The organism is Nonomuraea sp. MTCD27 (assembly GCF_041950495.1).
GTDB lineage: Bacteria > Actinomycetota > Actinomycetes > Streptosporangiales > Streptosporangiaceae > Nonomuraea.
In genome coordinates this window covers 45,863-61,947 of record NZ_JBGNUW010000030.1, presented here as the reverse complement: position 1 = coordinate 61,947, position 16,085 = coordinate 45,863, and the positions used below count along the sequence as shown (strand labels likewise).

Below are 16,085 nucleotides of genomic sequence, written 5' to 3'. Positions count from 1 at the left end.
TGATGATGGTCTGGGAGGTTGCTGGTGACCTCGATCGACCGGACCGCCTATCCACGCTTCGCCCGAGTGGTCTCGGGTCGGGAGCTGGTGGAGAGCTTCTCGCCGACCGACGCCGAGATGGCCTGGGCGCGCGGCCACACCCAGGATGAGCATCATCTGTTGATGTTGGTGGTGTGGCTGAAGTCCTATCAGCGGCTGGGGTACTTCCCGAAGATCGCTGAGGTGCCGTCGGCCGTGGCCGCGCATGTACGCGGGGCGCTAAGGCTGGCCGATGAGGTGGAGTTGCGGCAGGCGGCGCCGATGACGGCGAGCCGCCACCGGGCGTTCGTCCGGCAGCGGATGGGCGTGTCGTATGAGGCGGCCCGGGTCCGGCGGGTTGCCGAGGAGGCCATCCGGAAGGCCGTGCAGTCCAAGGGACAACCCGGCCGACCTGATCAACGTGGCGCTGGAGGAACTGGTCCGGGCTCGCTGTGAGTTGCCCGGCTACACCACGTTGGACGCAATGACCGCGGCGATCCGCGCCGAGGTCAACACGGGGTTCTTCCAGACGGTGGCGGGGCGGCTGGATGCGGCCGCGCGGGCGCGGCTGGCCCGTCTGCTGGTGGTGGATCCGGTCAGCCGGCGCAGCGAGTTCGACCGGTTGAAGGACGTGGCCCAGGCGGCGTCGCTGGGCAAGTTCAGGGAGCGGCTGGCGCTGCTGGGCGATATCGACGCGATCGGGCCGTCCGGGGCATGGCTGGTAGGTGTGCCGCCGGGGAAGGTCGCGCATTTCGCCGGGGAGGCGCGAGTCACCGACGCGGCCGACATGCGCAAGGTGAGCGAGGACAAGCGGTTCACGCTGCTGGTGAGCTTCGTCCACACGGTCGCCACAGGAGTCCGCGATGACGTGGTGACCATGTTCTGCAAGCGCATGGCGGCCATCCACAAGAAGGGCCGCGATCACCTGGAGGCGCTGCGCGAAGCCCACCGGGCCGAGTCCGAGCGCCTGCTCGGGGTGTTCGGCGAGGTGCTGTCGGCGGTGCGCGATGCCATGGTCCCGAGGGAAGGCGGCGATCTGGTGGCCGGCGAAGGGTCGCCGCCGTCGTCCACGGCGACGGCGGCGCACGAGACGGCGGAGCGGGCCGGGCATCTGGTGCTGAAGACGTTGGAGCGGGCCGGCGGTGTGGAGGCCCTGACCGGCGCGCATGAGGCGATCTCGACGCACCATGGCAACAACTACCTGCCGCTGCTGGAGCAGTACCACCGCTCCCACCGGGCGGCGTTGTTCACCTTGCTGGATGCGATCGACCTGGAGGCCACCACGGCCGAGCGCAGCGTGCTGGAGGCGGTGGAGTTCCTACGCGCCCTGCGCGGCGCCAAGGCCGTGTTCGTCCCCCGCGAGCTCACGGTGGAGCGGCCCGGCCCTGCAGGTGACCCGGTCGCGGTGACAGCGTCGATCAACGTGGACGTCTTCGCGGCGGGGCAGTGGCGCAAGGTCCTGCGGGACCCCAAGCGGCCCGGGATGCTGGTGCGCCGCCATCTGGAGGTGTGCGTGTTCTTCTACCTGGCGGCTGAACTGCGCAGCGGCGACATCGCGGTGGCCGGATCGGGCTCCTTCGCCAACCTGCACGATCAGCTCATGACCCGGGAGGAGTGCCGGCCACTGGTACCGGCGTTCTGCGCCCAGGCGGGTATCCCGGCCGAGGCGAACGCGTTGACGGCGCACTACCGCGACAAGCTGGCCGCCGTCGCCGCCGCGGTGGACGCGGGCTACCCGGGCAATACCGATCTGCTGCTGGAGGGCGGCCGGCCGGTACTGCGCCGCCGTAAGGGCGCCGATCGGCGGCCCGAGGCGCTGGAGCTGGAGGCCGCCATCCATGACCGGCTGCCCCAGCGCGCGCTGCTGGACATCCTCACCCGCACTGCCTACCTGCTGGGCTGGCACCGCCACTTCGGGCCTGCCTCCGGCTCCAACCCGAAGATCCGCAACGCCATGGCCCGGTACGTGCTGACCGCGTTCGCGCACGGCACGCTGCTGGGCCCCTCCCAGGTCGCGGCGCACATGCGCGGCACGGTGAGCGTGCACGAGCTGTCGCTGGCGGGTAACAAGCACACCACCGCCACCAAGATCGACAAGGCGTCGGTGGACGTCATCAACGCCTTCGCCAAGCTGGACGTGGCGAGCGTGTGGGGCGACGGTAAGACGGTCGCGGCCGACGGCTCGCAGATCGACACCTGGGAGAACAACCTGCTGGCCGAGACTTCGATCCGGTACGGCGGGTACGGCGGCATCGCCTACCGGCACGTCTCCAACACCTACATCGCGCTGTTCAGCCGCTTCATCCCGTGCGGGGTATGGGAGGCGGTCTACATCATCGAGGGCCTGCTGCGAAACGAATCGAACATCCAGCCCGACACCATCCATGCCGGCACCCAAGGTCAAGCGCTGCCGGTCTTCGGCCTCGGCGCGCTGCTGGGATTCGACCTGCTGCCCCGCATCCGCAACTGGCACGACCTGTTCTTCTACCGGCCGCGGGAGGACATCCGCTACGCCCACATCGACTCGCTGTTCGGCGAGCAGGCAGTGGACTGGGGCCTGATCGAGACGCACTGGAGCGACCTGCTGCGCACCGCGATCTCGATCCGGGAGAACCGGCTGTCGTCGGTGACGCTGCTGCGCCGGTTGGGCAACCACTCCCGCAAGAACCGCCTGTATCGCGCCTTCCGCGAGCTCGGCCGCGCGATCCGCACCATCACGCTGTTGCGCTACCTGTCCGAACCCCAGCTCCGGGAACAGATCACCCAGGTCACCAACCGCAACGAAGCCTTCCACGGCTTCGCCGACTGGCTGATGTTCGGCGGCAAGCTGATCGGCCACAACGACCCCGACCACCAGGAGAAGGTGGTGAAGTTCAACGAGCTGATCGCCAACTGCGTCATCTACTCCACCGCCTGCGACATCACCGACGCTGCCAACGACATCGCTGCCGAAGGCCGGCCTGTCGACCTCGACGACCTGGCCACCGTCTCGCCCGACATCACCCACACCGTGAGGCGGTTCGGCAACTGGACCCTGGATCTGACGCCGCCGCAGCAGAGCCCGGTCACCCGGCTCGACCTCGAACCCCGCGTGCTGTTCGCGACCTGACCGCAGCCCCCCGGCTGATTGACGCCACAGGCCCGTTCATGCCGCCGAACAGGAGTTCAGCGAAATTCGGAACGAAATTCGGCAACCCGGCACCCCATGTTGCTGAAGGCGTCGATGTCGGTCTGCGACAGGGTGAAGCGCGGCCTTGGCATCGGGGCAGCACCCAGGCGGGGCCACACCGTACGCTCGACCATCCCCAGCGCCGCCGCCGTCGCGGCGACCTCAGCGCTCAGTGAGACGCCCTGCTCAGCCAGCCGCGATGGTTATCTTGGGTTCTTGGCTCTTCGCGCAGGTCAGAGCAATATGATCTTGTCAGGCACGTAAGGCACGTTGCATTGACGGCATGCCGGGGTGCTCGGATTTCGGCGAAGGCAGGCGATGGCGCGGTCGACGGCTGAGGCGTAGGCGTGGAGGGTGTTGGCGCTGGCTGTGCGCGGCGTGGCCAGGAAGGCGGCCGCTGTGAGGGTGACCTGCCGCTGGGCAACGCGGCGATCTTCGGTGCCACGCTCATGCCGGTCGCCTGGCGTGAACAGCGCCCGGGCGCGATGTACCGGATAACGTGCGGGAGTCGCGCGGTGGCCGGGAGAGCGGATCGCCTGCTCAGCACGCCGTCGTGATCGCTCATGTACGTGATAACCGGCCATTATCACGTACATCGCGGGAGGGCCAGTTCATGCCCGGCGAGTTGACCTTCCGTCACCGGTCAGTTTTACGGACTACCCCATGCAAGACCGGTAGGGGGCGGCGGGGCCAACCGATCGCCACTTCAGAGGCGCCGACTGCCTTCGTCCGCTGGATAAAGCAAGCCCTTGCTCAAGTAAGGCCTATTGCGGCCACAAGGATTTTCGCCTCGCGCACGCCGTGTTCCACTGGCGCATCCGATGCAGACCCCGGCCGTGGTGGAGGCGCTGGTCTGTGAGCTGCGCCGGGCGCATCCGCGGTGGGGGCCGCGCGACGCCGCCGGGCTGCCCCGGCTGACCGCGCACGACTTCCGCCGCACCTTCATCGGCGACCTGCTCGACTCCGGCGCCGACCTGGCCGCCACCCAGGCCCTGGTGGGGCACGCCAGCCCGGCCATCATCGCCCGGCCCTTGCCGGTGTGCTCACGCGCAGCACGCCGTCCGTGCCGTCCGGCTGTCCCAGATCGCGCCATACGGCATCCGCCCTCTCCGGGCGATGATGGCGCAGCAAGGGGGACCACGCCGACATCTGCCACAGCCGTGGTGGCCCGCGCCACCCTGTTGGCCTGCGCCGGCCGGAGGGGGACAGCGCAGGCCGAGGAGTTGTCACGCGTGGGCGTGAAGCTGGGCGCGGATGGTTTCGGCTTGTTCGACGATGGTGGCCAGGACCGGTGGCAGCGGAGCGCCGTTGTCGCGCCCCGTGATGCACCGGCCATCTCTCCTCCTGCGTGAGGATCCGCCCGTGTAGACGGCAGAGTCCGGCGCGGGTCTGTCAGGGTGTGGGCGGTCCGCCATCTCCGTTGTGATCAGGTGTGGCCGCCGTGCGGGCCCGGGCCTGCCGGGCGAGGTCGCCGAACAGTTGCGCCGGCGCCACGATCTGGCCCTCCTTGCCGATCGGTGAGGGTGCCAGCGGCACCAGCAGATCGGCTGCCGGCGAATGCAGCCACAGCGCCATCAGGTACAGCGCGGGGATGCGCAGCAGCCGCAGCTCGAACGGGCCCTTCTCCACCTGCGGCAGCGCCCGTACGGACCGCACGGCGTTGTCGGTGGCGGCCACGAACCGGCCCTCGGTGAACTCCGCCGCCTGCGGGGTGCCGTCCGCGTCCTGCGTGGTCTCGGCGCTGGCGATCACCTCGCTGCCGGCGGTGACCAGGTAACGCCAGCTCACCGGGCGTGCCGCGTCCAGGCCGGCGCCGGATTCGATGTCGTCGAGCCCGATCGTGAAGACCTGGTGCGGGGTGGACACCTCCAGGTCGTCCTGTCGTGCCAGGCGCAACGCGGGGGTGGAGAAGCGGGAGTCGCCGGCCAGGGCGTGGAGCTTGGACCGGACCGTCTCGGGGACGCCGGACGGAGGGGCGGGCATGTGCAAAGGCATGAGCTTTCTCCCTTAGGGCTTGGTCCGGTAGGTGTGGGTCCAGGTGCCCGAGCCTCGGTAGTTGTTGCGGAAGGTGTCGTAAGGCACGTCGGTGTCGCCGTCCCAGGGATCGCAGACGCTGACGTACTCGACGCCTGCGGCGTCGCTGTAGCGTCCGCGGACGACCACGGCGTGGCCGCCGCCGCCGGCCCATCCGATGCGTAGGGCGATCGGGCTGCTTGCCAGCAGGTCGGCGCGGATCTGGTCGAGGGTCAGGGCGGCCGCCACGGTCTCGCGCAGATGCCCGGCCCGGGTGAGCGCCTGGGCGGTGAACCAGGGCTGGTTGCAGCTTCCGGCATCAGAGGCGGCCGGGCCGCAGCAGGTGGCCAGGCCGCGTTCGGCGTTGACCATCGAGCACTGGGTCCACGCGGTGGCCGGGTTGAAGAAGGCCGCGACGCTGACCGTGGTGGCCGACCAGCACCATTGGGTCTGCTGCTGGTGCTGCATCACGAAGGAGGCAGTGTCCGCGGTCACGGTGAAGATGACCGGTTCGCCCAGGCGGGTATAGCCGTCGTTGTAGAGGTACCAGGCCGCGTAACGGCCCGGCCCGGGCACCGCGCTGGTGTCCAGGGTGACGCTGCCCGAGGCGTTGGGCGCGTACTTCCAGGTGAAGGAGTTCTTCACCCCTATGGTCGCGCCGTTGTCATCGGGGTAGATGCCGATCCAGTTCGTGCTGCTGACGTGGTCCGGCGTGGTGGAGTAGCGCACCGTGAGGGGCGTGCCCTGGGTGAGCGTGCCGGTGCCTTCGTTGGTGAGGGTGCTGGCGGGAAGAGCAGTTGATGGCATGGCAGATCCTTTCGGCCTGGTCGTGGAGCTGGGTACGGGAGGTTTCGGCTTGTGCGGCGATGGTGGTCAGGACCGGGCGGCGGGACGTTCGTGCCGCGGAAGGTTTCGAGCAGTTGGTCCGGGATGGCGTCGGCCTGGTTGAGGTCGCCGGCGCGAGCTCAGGTCCCGGGCTCAGTCACGGTGAAGATGACCGGTTCGCCCCGCCCTTGACCACGGTGGGGCCGTCCATCCGCAGGCCTGCCCGCTTGGCCGTGGGCATGGCCGTCGCGCCCGCGATCCCGTCGCCGGCCTCGGCTAACTCACGCGGGAACGGCAGTTCGGCGGGGTTGCCGACCGCACGCCGCGTCCAGTTCGCCCTTGGCGGCGTCCTGTTCGGCCAGATCCAGAACGTTGTCGCCGATCCGACGGGCCGAGTCCATCGCGAACGCCCCCGTGGCGCCCTGATGGCCAACCATCGTCGTATGCGTGTACGCGCCGTCACTGTAGATCCTGAACAGGGCATCTTGAGCCGCCATGAAAGCCCCCTTGGGCACCTGAGCTGCTCTCACGTTCTCCCGCCCGTTGGAGCGCGTCAACAAGCACCGCATGTCCACAACCGGCCACCTACATCCGCTTCACGCCGATAGGTCCAGCCGATCAGATGCGCGCAGGCGGCTCGCGCTCGTCTACCTGTACGAACGCGACACTTTCTACCCGTTCGCCGCTGCCGGGGCAGAGGCGCGACAACGCTGGCGCGGTGCAGGCTGTAAGTTCCGGCGACAAATGGCCGGGAATCTCCGGCACTACGTGGCCAGACATGAGCCCTTGATGGCAAACGTGCGGCCCCGCCGTGCGGCGGGGCCGGAGGTTGTCGATGTGGTGGGTCGCGGGTTCGAGGCGGGAGTCTCACATGACTCCGATGATCAGGTTCTCGCGGGCGGCTTCGACGACCTCCTTGGTCACGGTGGTGAGCTGGTTGATCTCCAGGACGCGTTCGATCTGGTCGACGAGGCGGGTGATGGGGCGGAAATTGCCGCTGGTGATGGCGGCGATGGCCTCGGTGGTGGCGAAATCGTCGCTCGCGCCGAGGCCCAGGTGGGGCCACTTGCGGTCCAGGACGTGAGCCTGTTCGTCGAGGGACAGGGGCTTGTAGCGGTGGATGAAGCCGACCCGGGAGTAGAGCCGGGGGTAGCGGGCGAGGCGCTTTTCGATGCCGGGCATGCCGATGAGGATCACGTCGATGCCGCTGGGTCGTGGTGGTCGCGGGGTCGTTCGCGTTTTGAGCCGGTCGGCTTCATCCACGATCAGGAGCTCACGAACAACAAGATCCACCGCTACGTCACGGCTTCACCCCTGCTCTGCTGGGCGCACGGAAAACCCTCAGTGAGCCAGGGCCCTCCCCGCCCACCTGCGGCTATATGTGCACGGCCGCGGAGAGATGCTCGGCGTATCTCCAGCCCTGGCCGCAGAATCTCCGTAGCCGAGGAAGGCGCACGGCCTTGAGAACGCGGCGGGTCATCTGGTTCCGGCGGCGCCCGCCGCAACGAGTCCCAGGAGGTTGTCGTGAATCTCGGTGAACCGGGCCCGCACCGCTTCCGCGGCCTTGGCGACATCGTGCGCGGCGGGGTCGCGAGGTCGTTCGAGCAGCAGGTGGACGGTGTCGGCGAGGGCGGTTTCGGGATCGTCGATGCGGAGCGGGCCTGCGACATCGGCGTTGTTCATGACGGTGCTGAACCCGACCAGCACGGCGTGCAGGGCGTACATCTGCTTGGACAGAGGAAGATCGTCGCGTACGATCCCGTGGTCACGCAGGATGGTTACGACCGCGTTGCCCAGTGCGCTCGTGGTGGCCTCGGCGAAGCGCTCCTGGTTGACGGGGCGGTGGAGCAGCTGCCGCAGGGCGCTGTCGTCGCTCATGAGCCACCGCAGCCACGGGTTGGCCAGTGTCGTGCGGATGAGCAGCGGAGCGAGACGGCGGGGCAGGATGGACTGCGGGTTCTGGGCGATCTGGTTGTTGATGGTCTCGATCCAGGCCAGTAGCTCGCGCGCGGCCAGCCCCACGAGCAGGTCTTCCTTGGTCTCCCAGTACAGGTAGACCGTGCCCTTGCCCACGCCCGCGGCCGCGGCGATCTCGGCGATGGTCACCTTTCGGACGCCGTGCTCGAGGACCAGCTCGCGCGCGCTGTCGAGGATTCTGGCCGCCTTGACGGAGTCGTGTTCGATCAGCCGGCTCACCGTCGTGGTTCCTCCCGTTCGCTCTTCGGCGGCATGATGTCACGTGGGTTCACGGAGGTGAACCCTACCGTGCGGCGGGATCCGAGGCGGGGTCACGTCAGGGCGATGTCGATCGTCTTCATCCGGGAAGCCTTGCTGCGGTGCTCGGCCTCCGAGAGGAGCGTTCTGCCGAGCGTGGTCCCCGCCACGTGGTCGAAGACGAACCGGATCCCGTACTCGGTGCGGTCGGCCGGGACGAAGAGCTTGCGCATGGCCATGCCGGAGCCCTGGTGGAACTCGATGAAGGGGCGGAGTTTCGCCTCCCAGGCGCGCAGCGCCCGCGGCACGTCTCCGGGGTGCCGCTCCAGCATTGTGCCCAGCATGTCGGCCCCGGCCAGGCCGCTGGAGGCCCCCATCCCGGAGTAGAGGGTCAGGCACCACGCCGAGTCGCCGACGAGCACCACCTTGCCCTGGTGCCATGTGTCGAGCCGCACCTGCTCGGCGGTGTCGAACAGGTGGTCTGGCGCCTGCTCGAACTGGTCGAGCAGCCAGCCGAGCATCGCACCCGTGGGCTCCGGTCCGAACGCCGCGCGCAGCGCGTCGATGGCGGGCCGGGTGAACTCGCCGTCCACATCGTCGGTCCGGTAGTTGAACAGCACCGTCGGTGGCCGGTCGGCGAAGGCGAACACCCATGCCGACCGGCCCAGTTCGGACATGATGATGCCGTCGGTGCCCCGGAAGCCGGGGACCGGGCCGGGCAGGGCGCACGCCGCGAGCATGTAGCCGAGACGGTGAATGCGGCCCTCATCGGGCCCGAACGCCAGCCGGCGCACGGTCGAGCGCAGGCCGTCTGCCCCGACCACGAGGTCGAACCGTTCGGTGGTCACCGTCCCCGCGGCCCGGTCCTCGATGTCGACCTGCACGCTTTCCGCGTCCTGGCGTAGCGCGACCGGAAAGGACGAGTACCGGATCTCCACGTCCTCGGGCAGGGCGTCGAACGCGGCCTGCTCGACGTCGCCGCGCACGACCGGGCGTGACTCGCCGGCCACGGCCTCGGCGAAGCCCATGCCGCGCCGCCGCCGGCCTGCGCGATCGACGTTGTAGTAGGCGATGTCCGTCGAGAAGCGGTCCGGCACCTCGATGCCCAGGCGCTCCGCCGCGGTGATCCCGGTGCCGAAGAGGGTCAGGAAGTAGCCGCCGCGGCGGCGTTCGGCCGCTTTCTCCAGGACGACGACGTCCCAGCCCGCCTTGTGCAACCGCAGCGCGGAGGCGGTTCCGCTGACGCCGAGTCCGACTACAAGAGCCCGCTGTCGCGGGGTGGTGTTCGTCTCCATGTCCGCAGACTATACACTCTGACCAGATTGGTCATCCGGTCAGTAGATCGAACATGAAGGGAGCTCTCGCCATGCCAACCGTTTTCGTCCACGGCTTCCCCGAGACGCCGGAGGTCTGGGGGCCGATGCTCGTCGAGCTCGAACGTATCGCTCCCGCTCGACCCGTCCCGATCCGCCTGTCCCCGCCTGGTTTCGGGGCGCCCTTGCCGAAAGGGTTCGGTGCGACCATCGGTGACTACCGGGACTGGCTCATCGGCGAATTGGCGCGTTTCGCCGAGCCCGTCGACCTCGTCGGACACGACTGGGGCGGCGTGCACACCCTCAACGCGGTGATGGCCCGCCCGGACCTCGTGCGCAGCTGGGTCAGCGATGTGATCGGCCTGTTCGACCCGGACTACGTGTGGCACGAGTTCGCCCAGAGCCAGCAGGCGCCGGAAACCACGGGCCCGGACCCCGCCGTCCCGCTCGGCCCGGACCTCGCGATGCGGGTCACGATGCTCGTGAAGTTCGGTATGAGCGAGCCGGTGGCGAAGCGGGTCGCGGCAGGCCAGGACGAGGCGATGGGACGGGCCGCACACGCGCTCTACCGATCAGCCGCCCAACCGGTGATGGCCGAGCTGGGCCGGAACCTCGAACGTGCGGCGCAGCGGCCGGGCCTCGCCCTGCTCGCCACCGAGGACCTCTTGGTCGGGACCAACGAACAGCGGTCCCGCACGGCGCGGCTGGCCGGCGCGCGGACCGCGACCCTCGACGGGCTCGGCCACTGGTGGATGACCCAGGACCCCGGCCGTGGCGCCCAGGTACTCACCGATTTCTGGGACTCGTTGGACCGCTGACGAGCCAAGCGACCCTAACTGTCGAGCGGGTGCGATCGGCTGTCACATACAGCCTCTCGCCCCTGTCTCGTTTACAGAGTCGAACTCATTAAGTACGGAAACGTGATGACGAGAAAGGACGGAACGCAATGAGGATAGCGGTGGCCGGAGGAACCGGCTGGGTCGGCAAGCTGGTGGTCGAGCGGGCACGGGAGCAGGGCCACGAGGTCGTGGTGATGTCCCGGTCGGGCGGCGTCGACCTGATAACGGGAGACGGTCTCGACGACGCGCTGCGCGGTGTGGACGTCGTGATCGACGTGGCGAACGTGACGACACTCAGCCGCAAGACATCAGTGGCGTTCTTCGAGACCGAGACACGCAACCTGCTCGCGGCGGAGGAGCGGGCGGGCGTACGCCACCACGTGCTCCTGTCGATCGTCGGGATCGACCGGGTCGACTCGGGCTACTACATCGGCAAGCGCCGCCAGGAGGAGCTGGCGCTGGCCGGCCCGATCCCGGTGACACTCCTGCGGGTGACGCAGTTCCACGAGTTCGCGGCGCAGATGCTCGACAAGGTGCCTGGCCCGGTGAAGGTGGCGCCGTTGATGCTGAGCCGGCCGGTCGCCGCCTCCGAGGTCGCCGCCGAGCTCGTACGCCTGGCCGAAGGCCCCGCCCAGGGCCGGGCGACCGAGCTGGCCGGCCCCGAGGTGCTGACGATGGCATCGATGATGCGCCGCCTGGCCAAAGGCAAACTGGTGCTGACGGTGCCCGCCGGCAAGGCGATGGCGAACGGTGGCGTGCTGCCGGCCGGCGACTTCCGCAGCGGGAAGATCACCTTCGAGCAGTGGGCGGCGTCGCGATGACCGTGGCGGCCAAGCGCTGGATGGCCGGGGTGCTGGCGGTGGCGGCGGCATACCAGGGGGTGTGGGCGGCGGCGTTCCCGCGGTCGTACTACAACGACTTCCCGGCGCCGGGACTCCACTGGGTGGCGGCGCTCGGCCCGTACAACGAGCATCTGGCCGTCGACGTGGGGGCGCTCAACCTGGCGCTGCTGGTGCTGAGCGTGTGGGCGCTGCGCCGGCCGACCCGGGAGTCCCTGGCAGTGGCTGGGGGCGCATGGTCGATCTACAACGCGATCCACTTCCTGTGGCACATGCTGCACCTGCACGTCTTCCCGCTCTTCGACAAGATCAGTGTGGCGGTGATATTGGGTGGCCTCCTGATCCTCTCGATCCTCATGATGCTGCCCGTCAAAGAGACCAAACCCAGTCCTTCCGGACGCCTCGGCGAGAACGCCGGCCAGGGCTGACCTCAGACATACGCCCGCGGTGTACAGCTGGACAGTCGCATCTTCAACGTGATCTCACAGGCCGGCGGCTCCAGCTATCACTCACATCCCCCATCCATCGTTCACAGGCCCAAAACTGATCCACGGCTCAGGACGGCCTTCCAGTAGGAGTGGAACGGCCAACCGGGCTTGGTGTCACATCTGTTGACGCCAAGGGTTTGACCAGGGCAGGCTTGCCCGATGACGGAGTCTGAGGGTGTGGCGTTCCTGCGCGCTGATGTTGATCGTTTTTGTCGGGAGATCGCTGACTTGGCGCCCGCGATACGGCTGCGCCGGCTATCGGAGTTGCGCGTGATGCTGGAAGAGGTGACCGACGCGGCGTTGAACGAGGCGATGGCGGACGCGCGAGGTGAGGGATGGGGCCTGCGCAAGATCGGCACGAGCGCCGGGATCTCGCATGAGCAGGTGCGCCGGATGCTGGCCGAGGGCCGTCCCGACCGGGAGCAACCGGCGCGCTGAACAAGAGGGGGCTACTCGGCGGGCGGGGGCGTGCGCAACGGCCGCAGTTGTCCGTCCCGGACCAGCTCCGGCAGGGAGAAGCTGTAGCGGCCCAGCATGTTGAAATGCTCAAAGCCCAGGGGTGAGAGCCGGGCGATGTCGGTGGCGGAGATCTTCTTACCCTCGGCCCGCATTTCTTCCAGGGCGCCCGTCTCTCTACGATGCGGCCAAGAACGGCTTTATGACGTGGTTCTACGTCGCCTTCGAGGACGAGATAAATTGTTCGGACGGTAGCTCCAGTAGCTGCGCTTGGGCGGCCGGAGGCTTCATTCCCTTTACGAAGCTCGGAAAATGGGCGGGCAAGGCTTTCGGTAGGATATTCAGTAAAGCCGACGAGGTCGCGGAGGTAGCGTTCGATGGCGAGCGGCTCGCTTCAGACGTTCGCACTCGCCGCGCAAACTCGGGCAACACCCTGAAAAAGACTCAAAACGTGGCAGTAGGGCGAGCGGATATCGACGGGACCACCTTTGATCTAGAGTCTGTCAGCGGGAAGAAAAGCCCACCCGGAACTGTCACCATGCCAGAGGGGACTCTCTTCGAACCGGCCGCCGGCGACGTCGTTCGCCCTTGGTACGCGGAGAGGAAGCTGCTAGAATATGTGGGAGCGCGTATAAACAAAAACTTGCGAGGCACCGTCCATCTCTACACGGAACGTACGCCATGCGATGCGTGTAGCAGTGTTATCGAGCAGTTCCAAAAACGATTCCCTGGAGTCAAGGTAATTGTCGGTTACGGAACACCGTGATGGCGGGGAGTTCGATCCTGTCGAATTTCGCGCACAACTTCTAGCGACTGGCGTCGCGCGCGAAAACGACATTGCTGGGTGCACGGAAAGCGAGATTGCTCGCCTCCGTGCACTTGGCGGAAATTTCAACCTGCCTCCGGATTACGTTAGCTTCATGCGCGCATTCGGCCATTCGACAGGGAGGCTTTTTCGAGGCACGGATATCTTATTCACGGCGGTCGTGATGATCCACTCGGAATTGGATCTAGTCGCTGCGGATGACGACAAATTCGTCCTCGCGGGCCGGTTCTACTTCGCCTCTCATCAGGGATATCAATGGTATTTCTTCGATGAGCACGTCGACGGCGTGTTCATGTACATGGAAGGAGAATCAATTGCCGTCAAGGAGAGTCGAAGCTTCGGCGGCTTCGCCTGGAAGTCGCTCTGGCGAGAAGCTGTAAGCCCAACGACAGGCCTTAATGATCGGAACTGATCAACACAGAGTGACCAAATGGTAGTCTATCGGGATACATCAGTAGACCACCGCCTGCAAGTGCATCCGAATCGGTCTCCGGGTTCGCTGCCTCCCCGCTGCAGCATACGCAACCTGTAGTGGCTCGCCAGTCAAGGCGTGTGCCGGACTGGCGAGCCACACGCTTCTATACCATGGGCGGCCCCCTCAATGCGCGCTCTCACAAACGCTCGATTGCCGGAGAAGATCACCCGACAGCTCCGCGGGGCCGGTTCTGGTCGCCAGTGAGGCGGATTTCCTCTCAGAACTCGTTCTCATGCAAGTCGGCCGATCGCCGGATTCTGAGAAATGTTTGTGAGAACATCTGAGGCGTGCCCGACGCCCCGTACCCCTGCGAACACGCCGAATCAGCCTCCGTGTCCGCCATCGGCGCGGAACAGACCCGTGACGCCGATGAGGTCGAGCGTCACCCGTGCCCGCGATGCGCCGTCACGCCCGGTTCGCCGTGCCGGTCGCGTTCGGGCGCCGTGGCCGGCACCTACCACACCGGCCGCTTCACCAAAGTGGCCCGGCTGGCCAAGCTGCTGCGGGTGCCGACCCCGGCCGACCGCAACCCCGGCCAGCCGTGGCGGCCCGGCACGCCGCCACCCGCGCCCGTCGACGCCGACAGGCCCTCGGCCGACATCCGGATCGGCTACGCCCGCTGCTCCGCCCTCACCCAGGAACTGCAGTCGCAACTGGACGCGCTGGCCGCGCACGGCATCGACCGGGAGAAGATCTTCGCCGAGAAGATCTCAACCCGGGTCAAGGTGCCCCCCCAGTTCGAGGCCGCGCTCGCCCTGGCCCGGCAGATCAAGGCGCACGCCCCGCACTGCCGGGTCATCCTGACCGTGTATGAGATGAAGCGGCTCGGCCGCGACGCCGCCGAACTCACTGCACTGGCTGACCACCTGACCGCGCATGGGCTGGTGCTGGAGATGCTCGCCGGGCCGCTGGCCGGGATCTATGATCCGGCCGGGCCGGGCCGGATGCTGTTCGCGTTCTTCGCCGCGATGGCCGAGACCGAACGCGAGGCCATCCGCGAGGCCACGCTGGAGGGCCTGGACGCCGCCGCCCGCCAGGGCAAGCACGGCGGCCGACCCGTGGTGATCACCGACGACATGCTGCACACCGTGCTGCGCCGCAAAGCTGCCGGGGAACGCGTCGAAGACATCCGCAAGGACCTGATCATCCCCACCGGGAAACGCAAAGGCCAGAACCCGTCCCTGGCCAGCATCTACCGCGCCCTGGCCGAGCACGACAAGACGCAGACCTACCCCGAGGCCGTCGAGCAGGCACACGCAGAGTTCACCGTGCTCCAGACCGGGGGCCGCCGCTGACCTTCGTGCTCAGGTCGCTGGGCACCGCCAGCGCTCGCGCTGACAGTCCGGCACCCTTCTACACCACGCGGTGTGTTTCTGGCGTACTCCGGCCGTATCCCCTGGACGCGCTGCCGTACCCGATGCACTCGCAACTCGCCGAGAGCATCAGGTTGTTCCGTGCATGGCAAGGGGCGTAGCGCGAACACCACCGCTTCATCGCCACCAAAGGGGACCATTTTGTAGACCTCCGGAGCGCTACCCCTGGCAAGACGCCACGCGGCGCCAACCCAACGATCCGGGGGGTGAGCCGCGCTTGCGGGGAAGGGAAGACCGGGAAGTAGCCACCGCCCAAGTCACGACCGGAAACGTCTGTATCGGTAGGCGCGGGCGCGGCGCGGGGCTACGGTCGAACCATGCAGGCCGAAGCTCTCGGGCTGATCGTCATGCGTCGTCTTCTCCTGGCCCCGGCCGTTGCCGCGCCGGCCGCCGCCCTGCTGGCCGCCGACCCTTACCGCACTGACGTCGCCGGCGCGCCGGTGGCCTGCAGCCCAAACCTGCTCGACCTTGGGACCCCGCAGGCGTTTTGTTCGTACAGAGCGGAGGGATGTCCCAAGGCGGGGCCGTATGATCCGGTGGCGGCGCGCCCATCCGTGCGGGAGTGGGAGGACCCATATAACCCGATGCGAACACCCGCTAGGCGCCGTCGCCGCTCTGGAGCCCTCGGTCCTGCACTCGCAAGGGTCCGTGCGATGACCCCCAGAGTAGAGCGTTGCCGCGGGCCACAGCGGGTGACGGCTGCGGGTGCCCGACCGCGAGTTGTCGGTCTGGGCGTTCGGGGATGAGTCCGGCACTCGCCACCGCGATAGCGACGGTAGGGACGTTTCCGCAGGTCGTCTCGCGCCGATCGGCTCATAGGCCCATCGGCCCACAGGCAGACGTCAAACACGACTGGGGCCTGTCCATGCAGGCGAGCGAGAAGGAAGCGCTGATCGAGATGCTCAGCACCTGCTGAGCATCTGAGCCGGACCGTCCCCATCCAGCGCCACTCCCGACAGGTGGAACCGCCCATGCGTATCCCCACCGCCCTGGCCGCCGCCGTCCTCGCCGCCGCACCGGCGGCGAGAGCCGCGCCGACCGTTCCAGCGGCCCAACCGGCCAGGCTGAGCTGTACCGGCTACTGGACCATGGATATGCCCAACCCCCGGACTGGCGCCACGGACGGATCGGTAACCGTGCCGGACGGCACCACTCACCCGTCGTTCGGCCGGTGCATCGTCGGATACTGGGGCGGCGGTCAGTCCGTCCACGTCCCGAATTCCTTTGAAGACGGTTG

16 protein-coding genes and 1 pseudogene are annotated in these 16,085 nt (G+C 67.8%); 10 read left to right on the top strand and 7 right to left on the bottom strand.

Annotated elements, in window-relative coordinates; genetic code table 11:
- Positions 1–24: 24 nt before the first annotated feature.
- From ACBJ59_RS54235 to ACBJ59_RS54225, 3 genes are all read left to right on the top strand, one after another.
- The gene (locus tag ACBJ59_RS54235) at positions 25–474 is read left to right on the top strand and encodes a DUF4158 domain-containing protein (protein ID WP_375117829.1); all 450 of its coding nucleotides are present in this window, start codon (positions 25–27) and stop codon (positions 472–474) included.
- On the top strand, positions 440–3,127 hold the full coding sequence (locus tag ACBJ59_RS54230; protein ID WP_375117828.1) for a Tn3 family transposase: 2,688 nt from the start codon (positions 440–442) through the stop codon (positions 3,125–3,127). The genes ACBJ59_RS54235 and ACBJ59_RS54230 overlap by 35 nt, the downstream gene beginning before the upstream one ends.
- Before the next feature lie 881 nt (positions 3,128–4,008).
- Positions 4,009–4,539 (top strand): hypothetical protein, encoded by a 531-nt coding sequence (locus ACBJ59_RS54225; protein WP_375117827.1) that lies wholly within the window; start codon positions 4,009–4,011, stop codon positions 4,537–4,539.
- Positions 4,540–4,579: 40 nt separating this feature from the next.
- Here the strand turns inward: ACBJ59_RS54225 and ACBJ59_RS54220 are convergent, their stop codons facing one another.
- The 6 genes from ACBJ59_RS54220 to ACBJ59_RS54195 form a co-directional block, all read right to left on the bottom strand.
- Positions 4,580–5,182, bottom strand: a complete 603-nt coding sequence (locus ACBJ59_RS54220) for a hypothetical protein (protein ID WP_375117826.1) — start codon at positions 5,180–5,182, stop codon at positions 4,580–4,582.
- A 12-nt stretch (positions 5,183–5,194) separates the two neighbouring features.
- Complete coding sequence (locus tag ACBJ59_RS54215; protein ID WP_375117825.1) at positions 5,195–6,007, bottom strand: papain-like cysteine protease family protein; 813 nt, start codon at positions 6,005–6,007, stop codon at positions 5,195–5,197.
- 299 nt (positions 6,008–6,306) lie between these two features.
- On the bottom strand, positions 6,307–6,522 hold the full coding sequence (locus tag ACBJ59_RS54210) for a hypothetical protein (protein ID WP_375117824.1): 216 nt from the start codon (positions 6,520–6,522) through the stop codon (positions 6,307–6,309).
- A gap of 370 nt (positions 6,523–6,892) precedes the next feature.
- Positions 6,893–7,207, bottom strand: coding sequence for a hypothetical protein (locus tag ACBJ59_RS54205; RefSeq protein ID WP_375117823.1), 315 nt, complete (start codon positions 7,205–7,207; stop codon positions 6,893–6,895).
- A 294-nt stretch (positions 7,208–7,501) separates the two neighbouring features.
- A complete protein-coding gene (locus ACBJ59_RS54200; protein WP_375117822.1) occupies positions 7,502–8,221 on the bottom strand; it encodes a TetR/AcrR family transcriptional regulator in 720 nt (239 codons plus the stop codon).
- A 92-nt stretch (positions 8,222–8,313) separates the two neighbouring features.
- Positions 8,314–9,534, bottom strand: a complete 1,221-nt coding sequence (locus ACBJ59_RS54195; RefSeq protein ID WP_375117821.1) for an FAD-dependent monooxygenase — start codon at positions 9,532–9,534, stop codon at positions 8,314–8,316.
- Between the two features lie 53 nt (positions 9,535–9,587).
- Here ACBJ59_RS54195 and ACBJ59_RS54190 point away from each other — a divergent pair, with 53 nt between their 5' ends.
- The 4 genes from ACBJ59_RS54190 (at position 9,588) to ACBJ59_RS54175 (ending at position 12,156) form a co-directional block, all read left to right on the top strand.
- A complete protein-coding gene (locus ACBJ59_RS54190) occupies positions 9,588–10,370 on the top strand; it encodes an alpha/beta fold hydrolase (protein WP_375117820.1) in 783 nt (260 codons plus the stop codon).
- A gap of 128 nt (positions 10,371–10,498) precedes the next feature.
- Entirely contained in the window at positions 10,499–11,212 is a 714-nt protein-coding gene (locus tag ACBJ59_RS54185; protein ID WP_375117819.1) for an SDR family oxidoreductase, read from the top strand.
- Positions 11,194–11,658 (top strand): hypothetical protein, encoded by a 465-nt coding sequence (locus ACBJ59_RS54180; protein WP_375117818.1) that lies wholly within the window; start codon positions 11,194–11,196, stop codon positions 11,656–11,658. The genes ACBJ59_RS54185 and ACBJ59_RS54180 overlap by 19 nt, the downstream gene beginning before the upstream one ends.
- 219 nt (positions 11,659–11,877) lie before the next feature.
- The gene (locus ACBJ59_RS54175) at positions 11,878–12,156 is read left to right on the top strand and encodes a hypothetical protein (protein ID WP_375117817.1); all 279 of its coding nucleotides are present in this window, start codon (positions 11,878–11,880) and stop codon (positions 12,154–12,156) included.
- Between the two features lie 11 nt (positions 12,157–12,167).
- On the opposite strand, the pseudogene ACBJ59_RS54170 reads toward ACBJ59_RS54175, so the two are convergent.
- Positions 12,168–12,338, bottom strand: a pseudogene (locus tag ACBJ59_RS54170) (Tn3 family transposase); the annotation flags it as partial.
- 38 nt (positions 12,339–12,376) lie between these two features.
- Between ACBJ59_RS54170 and ACBJ59_RS54165 the strand changes: the two are divergent.
- From ACBJ59_RS54165 to ACBJ59_RS54155, 3 genes are all read left to right on the top strand, one after another.
- Positions 12,377–12,940, top strand: coding sequence for a deaminase domain-containing protein (locus ACBJ59_RS54165; protein ID WP_375117816.1), 564 nt, complete (start codon positions 12,377–12,379; stop codon positions 12,938–12,940).
- A gap of 154 nt (positions 12,941–13,094) precedes the next feature.
- Positions 13,095–13,412, top strand: coding sequence for a hypothetical protein (locus ACBJ59_RS54160; protein WP_375117815.1), 318 nt, complete (start codon positions 13,095–13,097; stop codon positions 13,410–13,412).
- 506 nt (positions 13,413–13,918) lie between these two features.
- Positions 13,919–14,770, top strand: a complete 852-nt coding sequence (locus ACBJ59_RS54155) for a recombinase family protein (protein ID WP_375117814.1) — start codon at positions 13,919–13,921, stop codon at positions 14,768–14,770.
- Positions 14,771–16,085: the final 1,315 nt, after the last annotated feature.

Bases quoted from the DNA above. Each gene is read 5' to 3' on its own strand.
- ACBJ59_RS54225 (WP_375117827.1), top strand. From the start codon at position 4,009: ATGCAGACCCCGGCCGTGGTGGAGGCGCTGGTCTGTGAGCTGCGCCGG.
- ACBJ59_RS54220 (WP_375117826.1), bottom strand. From the start codon at position 5,182: ATGCCTTTGCACATGCCCGCCCCTCCGTCCGGCGTCCCCGAGACGGTC.
- ACBJ59_RS54215 (WP_375117825.1), bottom strand. From the start codon at position 6,007: ATGCCATCAACTGCTCTTCCCGCCAGCACCCTCACCAACGAAGGCACC.
- ACBJ59_RS54210 (WP_375117824.1), bottom strand. From the start codon at position 6,522: ATGGCGGCTCAAGATGCCCTGTTCAGGATCTACAGTGACGGCGCGTAC.
- ACBJ59_RS54205 (WP_375117823.1), bottom strand. From the start codon at position 7,207: ATGCCCGGCATCGAAAAGCGCCTCGCCCGCTACCCCCGGCTCTACTCC.
- ACBJ59_RS54195 (WP_375117821.1), bottom strand. From the start codon at position 9,534: ATGGAGACGAACACCACCCCGCGACAGCGGGCTCTTGTAGTCGGACTC.
- ACBJ59_RS54190 (WP_375117820.1), top strand. From the start codon at position 9,588: ATGAAGGGAGCTCTCGCCATGCCAACCGTTTTCGTCCACGGCTTCCCC.
- ACBJ59_RS54185 (WP_375117819.1), top strand. From the start codon at position 10,499: ATGAGGATAGCGGTGGCCGGAGGAACCGGCTGGGTCGGCAAGCTGGTG.
- ACBJ59_RS54175 (WP_375117817.1), top strand. From the start codon at position 11,878: ATGACGGAGTCTGAGGGTGTGGCGTTCCTGCGCGCTGATGTTGATCGT.
- ACBJ59_RS54165 (WP_375117816.1), top strand. From the start codon at position 12,377: ATGACGTGGTTCTACGTCGCCTTCGAGGACGAGATAAATTGTTCGGAC.
- ACBJ59_RS54160 (WP_375117815.1), top strand. From the start codon at position 13,095: ATGCGCGCATTCGGCCATTCGACAGGGAGGCTTTTTCGAGGCACGGAT.